At 42.2% G+C, this 5,923-nt stretch carries 7 protein-coding genes; 2 read left to right on the forward strand and 5 right to left on the reverse strand.

Annotated features, from left to right (window positions below):
• Positions 1-60: 60 nt before the first annotated feature.
• Genes LD39_RS07595 through LD39_RS07610 form a run of 4 tightly spaced genes read right to left on the reverse strand, consistent with a single transcriptional unit; the run spans position 61 to position 3,863 of the window.
• Positions 61-1,029, reverse strand: coding sequence for a sugar phosphate isomerase/epimerase (locus tag LD39_RS07595; RefSeq protein WP_035544755.1), 969 nt, complete (start codon positions 1,027-1,029; stop codon positions 61-63).
• A 16-nt stretch (positions 1,030-1,045) separates the two neighbouring features.
• Positions 1,046-2,089, reverse strand: coding sequence for a Gfo/Idh/MocA family protein (locus LD39_RS07600; RefSeq protein ID WP_035544758.1), 1,044 nt, complete (start codon positions 2,087-2,089; stop codon positions 1,046-1,048).
• Positions 2,086-3,126, reverse strand: a complete 1,041-nt coding sequence (locus tag LD39_RS07605) for a Gfo/Idh/MocA family protein (RefSeq protein ID WP_035544767.1) — start codon at positions 3,124-3,126, stop codon at positions 2,086-2,088. Before LD39_RS07605 ends, LD39_RS07600 begins: the two co-directional genes overlap by 4 nt.
• 17 nt (positions 3,127-3,143) lie before the next feature.
• The gene (locus LD39_RS07610; protein ID WP_035544760.1) at positions 3,144-3,863 is read right to left on the reverse strand and encodes a ThuA domain-containing protein; all 720 of its coding nucleotides are present in this window, start codon (positions 3,861-3,863) and stop codon (positions 3,144-3,146) included.
• A gap of 306 nt (positions 3,864-4,169) precedes the next feature.
• Between LD39_RS07610 and LD39_RS07615 the strand changes: the two genes are divergently transcribed.
• On the forward strand, positions 4,170-4,598 hold the full coding sequence (locus tag LD39_RS07615; protein WP_035544762.1) for an Hsp20/alpha crystallin family protein: 429 nt from the start codon (positions 4,170-4,172) through the stop codon (positions 4,596-4,598).
• Positions 4,599-4,618: 20 nt separating this feature from the next.
• On the opposite strand, the gene LD39_RS22560 is transcribed toward LD39_RS07615, so the two are convergent.
• Positions 4,619-4,792 carry a hypothetical protein gene (locus tag LD39_RS22560; protein ID WP_156112588.1) on the reverse strand — a complete coding sequence of 58 codons (174 nt, stop codon included), beginning with the start codon at positions 4,790-4,792 and terminating at the stop codon, positions 4,619-4,621.
• A 198-nt stretch (positions 4,793-4,990) separates the two neighbouring features.
• On the opposite strand from LD39_RS22560, the gene LD39_RS07620 reads away from it, so the two are divergent.
• A complete protein-coding gene (locus LD39_RS07620) occupies positions 4,991-5,752 on the forward strand; it encodes a sugar phosphate isomerase/epimerase (RefSeq protein ID WP_035544765.1) in 762 nt (253 codons plus the stop codon).
• Positions 5,753-5,923 lie beyond the last annotated feature (171 nt).

The raw sequence follows: 5,923 nt of genomic DNA on the forward strand, positions 1-5,923 counted from the left end.
AAGAAAATAAAAAAAGACCTAAGACTGGGGAGTCTTAGGTCTTTTGATAGTATCAGGTCTTTATGCCCACCACATCTCAGTGGCTGGTTCTTCAATCAATACCGCTTTTAGATTTTTAACGGCCTGGTTGAAACCTTCATTAATCGACATAATCGGATCTTCATGTTCGATACTGACGACATGGTCATAGCCGTACGTTCGAAGAGCACTAATAATATTTGACCATTCTTTCGTTCCATGTCCATAGCCGACAGAACGGAAGGTCCATGCACGAGTTTTCACATTTCCGTAAGGCTGCATGTCTGTCAGACCATACATGTTGACGTTTTCTTGATCAATGTATGTGTCCTTTGCATGGAAATGGTGGATAGCATTCTCATTGCCCAGTATTTTAATCGCAGCTACTGGATCGATTCCCTGCCACCAGAGATGACTCGGATCAAGGTTGGCCCCGATGGCTTCATTTGTTGCTTCACGAAGCTTCAGCATCGTATAAGGGGTGTGCACGAGGAAGCCTGCATGTAATTCCAAACCGACTTTTACACCGTGAGCCTGAGCAAATTCCCCTTGTTCTTTCCAGTAAGGAATCAGTTTTTCATTCCACTGCCAATCGAGTGTTTCCGAATATTCCGGTGGCCACGGAGTTACAGGCCAGTTTGGAGCCTTATCTCCTTCAAAACCTCCAGGAGTACCAGAGAACGTATTGACGACAGGCACATCTAATAGACTAGCTAGTTTAACCGTTTTGACAAAAGCATCATGAGATTCTTTTGCAAAGTCTTCATCTGGGGAAATCGGATTTCCATGGCAGCTGAATGCACTGATCGTAAGTCCTCTGGAATGGACTTTGTCCATATACTCTTTTCGCTTGTCTTCACTTTCAAGTAATTCATCAAGGTTGCAGTGAGCATTACCCGGATAACCGCCTGTACCAATTTCAACAGCTTTCAGGCCGGATTCTTTTACATGATCCAACATCTCTTCAAAGGATTTATCAGAAAATAGGACGGCAAATACGCCAAGTTTCATATCATGTTCCTCCATTCTATTTCGTTAATGTCACACTTTTTCCTGTTTCACTGCTTTTATAAATGGCTTCCATTAACTGTGTCACTTTCATCGCTTGCTCTGGTTGAACAATCAATTCGTCCTTACCTAAGCAGCTGTCAGCAAAATTCTTTGCTTGTACATAACCAGGGTCTGGTTCACCTTCTCTAATTTTGGCCGAGCTGTCCCACAGAGCCCCGTATTTAGCTTGATACAGCTCAAAAGGGTAAACACTCAAACCGCCATCCACACCTGAAATACTCAAGGCCGTATAATCCTCTTTAATGTTCGCAGCCCATGAACATTCAAACTGCATCGACAAGCCGTTGGAGAAGGTTATGTAGCTCGTGACATGATCGTCTACATTAAACGTTTCATGATCAAAAGCTCCCCAATCGTTCACTTGCCCAGGAGTTTTACTTAGCCGGTTATAAGCTTTCCCCATCACTTCTACAGGTTCAGGATCATCCAGCAGCCAGAGGGACAGATCAAGGAGGTGGCAGCCAAAGTCAATCAAGCTCCCTCCGCCCTGCAAGTCTTTGTTTGTAAAAACACCCCACCCAGGAACTTTCCGGCGGCGCATCGCTTGAACTCTCGTGACAAGAGGATCACCAATTTCCTGATTTTCCATAGCTTTTTTCGCTAACTGGGCTTCTGGAGTATAGCGAAAATGATAAGCGATCGATAACAATCGTTCATTTCGTTCAGCAGCATCAATCATGTCCTGACATTCATTCGACGTGATCGCCATTGGTTTTTCACACAGCACATGACAGCCAGCATCCAGAGCAGCAACAGCGATACTTGAATGAAATTTATTCGGGGTACAAATGGTAACCGCGTCCACCTGCTTAAACAAATCTTCATATTCACCAAAAGCATGGGGAATCTCAAATTTCTTCGCTACTTCATGAGCCCGTTCTTGATTCACATCTTGAACAGCTACTAATTCCACTGTATCTTCCAGGAGCTTGAAGGAAGGAATATGCCGGTCTTGAGCAATTCCCCCAACTCCAATTACTCCCATTTTCAAACGAGTCATTTGGTGACGCCTTCTAAACTGCTTATTTTACGTGTTTCCCCTGATTGAATCGCACCGAGGATAACCTCTAAAGACTTCAGACCTTCTTCTCCATCTATCAAAGGCTGCTTATCGTTTAAAATACAGTCTACAAAGTGATCAATAACGTGAGAATCACTTTGCCCCCCATCATCATTGGACTGAATTTTCCCTAGTTCATAGTTGACGACGTCTCCATTAGTATATTGAGCGATAAGAGAATAGACCGGATCATCTTCTAAGCGCAATGTCCCTTTCTCACCATAGATCACAGTTGAATTATCTTCGCTCGAATTATAAGCCCAGCTTGCTGCCATCGTTCCGACAATTCCGTTAGCTGTACGAAGAATACAAACGGCGTTATCATCCACCGTAATGTTTTCTTTTGCATTATTTTCTACAAACCCTGCTACATCGGCAAACTCTTGCCCAAGAATATATCGAAGTAAGTCGGCCTTATGTACTCCAAGGTCCCCCATGGCACCGATGAACGCTTGGTCTTTCTTAAAGAACCAGCTGTCTTCACCATCTGCGCTCCAGCCTTCTGGTCCGCCATGACCAAACGCAGTACGGAAGCTGTACACTTTTCCGATGTCCCCTGACTCTATTAATTCTTTCGCTTTCACATGGGCAGGGACAAAACGCTGGTTATGAGCAATCATAAGTTTTTTCCCATTTGCTTCAGCCGCTCGAATCATTTGCTCGGCTTCCTCTCTTGAAGTAGCCATCGGTTTTTCACATAGTACATGACAGCCTGCCTGAAGAGCATCAATAGAAACGGGGGCATGCAGATAGTTAGGAAGGCAGACACTGACAGCGTCAACGTTCTCTGCTTCCAGCAGCTCCTTATAATCTGTATAGGCTTTTGCAGCATACAGCTGGGCAACAGCCTCGACTCGTTCCTTAACGATGTCGCAAACGGCTGTGATTTCAACCCCTTCGTTCGCTTTATACTCTAAAAGGTGACGGTGTTGAGCGATGCTTCCGCAGCCAATGATTGCAATTTTTAATTTTGTCATCATAGAACAACTCCTTATTATTTAGTAGTAATAGACTCTAAAGGTTTAGCATTTCCATACACAGGTGTAGGCGTTTGAGTATTGTTTACCCATTTCACACCATTACGGATCACGGTTTGTACGTCTTTGTTGTAGTACGTCGGATACGTTTCATGACCAGGGCGGAAGTAAAAAATCTTTCCTTGCCCTCGACGGAAAGTAGCTCCACTTCTGAATACTTCTCCACCTTCAAACCAGCTAAGGAAAATCAATTCTTCCGGGGTCGGGATATCAAAGTGCTCTCCATACATCTCTTCTTTCTCTATCTCGATGTACTCTCCAATGCCTTCGGTAATCGGATGGCTTGGGTCTACAACCCATAGGCGTTCCTTTTCATCAGCTTCACGCCATTTTAAGTCGCAAGTGGTTCCCATTAGTTTCTTGAAGATTTTAGAAAAGTGAGCGGAGTGTAAAACAACAAGCCCCATCCCCTCGAGCACCCGCTGCTTCACTTTTTCAGCTACTTCCTCTTTAACCTCTTCATGAGCCATGTGTCCCCACCATACGAGAACGTCGGTGTCAGCTAACACTTCATCCGTCAGCCCATGTTCCTCTTCATCAAGGGTTGCCGTCTTAACGTTCTCATGGTCTTCACTTAGAAAATTCGCGATTGCCCCGTGAATCCCTTCTGGATATACATCTCTTACGACTTGATTTTCCTGTTCATGACGATTTTCATTCCAAACCAATACGTTCATTTTCATTCTCCTTTAACATTGAAATAGTAATGACTGTTGCTGCTAAAAGTCTTTGAAATCGATTTCAAAAAGCTATAAAAAAATATGCTTTTCCTATGGAAAGCAACCCTAATACCAATCCAATAAACTATGAATGCGTTTGCATAAAAATCTATTATGCTTAAGTTATGTAAATACTAACATCCTTCTATAGCAAGTACAATAATAATTTCTCAATTATTTTTCAGGAAAAGATGAATAGATCTGTGTCTCCTCCACATGTAGGACTTGCCTTATACATAAAATGAGTAGAAAGAGGTGAATCGAATGAAGAAAAAAGCAGCTTTAAACTGGGATGCTTTATCAGAGAATGCAGAAAAATTTCTAGGTGAGGATTTCTGGAATGAGATGCAGCATGTCATTCCTAAAAGAGGACCTGCTTATGATTATTTCGAAACAAGTAATGAAGGCGTCATCCTTATTGATTTACCCGGATTCACTTCAAAAGATCATGTTCACCTGTCCCAACAAGGTACGCAGCTCACCATCAAAGGGGAACTTGCTTATCCATACTCGATTCCTGAAACAGAACTGATCCATAGCGAACGCTTGAAAGGGAAATTCAAACGTGTCATAACTTTGCCTTTTCATTTTACCACTGATAATATCCATACCTCCCTTCAAAATGGTGTCCTTGCCATCAAAATCACTAAACAAGCTGAAGAAGAAATCGTCATCCGCATCCATGATGATTAACGGATGACGTTTTCTTTTGTTCACCTCTCATTTTCTAGGTGAACAAATTCATAACAGTCATGGCAAAGATCCACCTGAATGGTGCCATCGCGTTTCAATATCAACACCTCGCTTTCGGACAATTCTACCCGGCAATGCCAACAAACCGCTACCGCCTCATTGATTTCCTTCAACACACGCTGAAAATTAGTCATACCATCCCCCTTTCTTCTTATAGAAAATATAATAGGGATTCGAAATGAAGTCCTATTGGTAAAAAAGAATTTTCAAACCTGTCAAAGCCTCTACTTTTGCTGTTTTAGATTGAAATTCTGATTTTTCAACAAGTTAAAAGCGATAAAAGTACAGGTTTGATATATAATGGAACAAATTGCGGAAAAGGGGATGACAGAATGACATCTATTCCAGTAGCTGTACAAATGTACACATTACGAAATGAAAGTGCAGAAGACTTTGCAGGGACACTGGAGAAAGTAGCTAAACTAGGATTTGATGGTGTTGAATTCGCAGGTTTTGGAGGATTGTCAGCAGAAAAGGTAAGAGAACTATTAGACCAGTTGGGACTGAAAGCCGCTTCAAGCCATGTTCCTTTAGAAGAACTAAAACATAACCTTCCTAGGGTTATAGAGGAACAAAAAACAATAGGAAGCCGTTATGTGGTATGCCCTTACATAACCGAACGCACAGAAGAAGACTATAAAGCACTCGTTCAAGATCTGGAAAACATCGGAGAAGAATGCCGTAAAGAAGGAATCACGTTATGTTACCACAATCATGATTTTGAGTTAGAGCGTTTGGCTGATGGAAGAACGGCTCTGGAGACTCTACTAGAAGATACGAGCTCCGAGAATGTCCATGCTGAATTTGATGTCTACTGGCTTCAAAAAGCAGGACAAGATCCTTTAAGCTGGCTGAAACGTTATCAAGAACGAACACCATTGGTCCACCTGAAGGACATGACCAAGGATGAGGAACAATTCTTTGCCGAGCTCGGTACCGGTGGAGTTGATGTAAACCAGATCTTGAACCATGGAGATACCTCCAATATAGATTGGTGGATCGTCGAGCAGGATGAAAGTCGCATCAGTCCTCTTGAAAGTTTAGAAATCAGTATGAACTATTTAAAAGTAAAACTTCCTCACTTACAGAAATAGTGATATAAAGAGATGGGCGTACTTCACATCGCCCATCTCTATTTTTGTTTACGCCGGTGGTTTTTATGGACAAATTTTTCTTATGTACTTTATGAACTTTCAACTCTATAGAAAATGCCTGACTTTCCTCAGCACAGAAAGTCAGGCATTTATTTTATTTATTTTGATGTA

The sequence above is a fragment of the Halobacillus sp. BBL2006 genome (assembly GCF_000786645.1).
Classification (GTDB): domain Bacteria; phylum Bacillota; class Bacilli; order Bacillales; family Halobacillaceae; genus Halobacillus.

Coding starts and splice junctions, on each gene's coding strand:
- LD39_RS07595 (WP_035544755.1), bottom strand. CDS start 1,029: ATGAAACTTGGCGTATTTGCCGTCCTATTTTCTGATAAATCCTTTGAA.
- LD39_RS07600 (WP_035544758.1), bottom strand. CDS start 2,089: ATGACTCGTTTGAAAATGGGAGTAATTGGAGTTGGGGGAATTGCTCAA.
- LD39_RS07605 (WP_035544767.1), bottom strand. CDS start 3,126: ATGACAAAATTAAAAATTGCAATCATTGGCTGCGGAAGCATCGCTCAA.
- LD39_RS07610 (WP_035544760.1), bottom strand. CDS start 3,863: ATGAACGTATTGGTTTGGAATGAAAATCGTCATGAACAGGAAAATCAA.
- LD39_RS07615 (WP_035544762.1), top strand. CDS start 4,170: ATGAAGAAAAAAGCAGCTTTAAACTGGGATGCTTTATCAGAGAATGCA.
- LD39_RS22560 (WP_156112588.1), bottom strand. CDS start 4,792: ATGACTAATTTTCAGCGTGTGTTGAAGGAAATCAATGAGGCGGTAGCG.
- LD39_RS07620 (WP_035544765.1), top strand. CDS start 4,991: ATGACATCTATTCCAGTAGCTGTACAAATGTACACATTACGAAATGAA.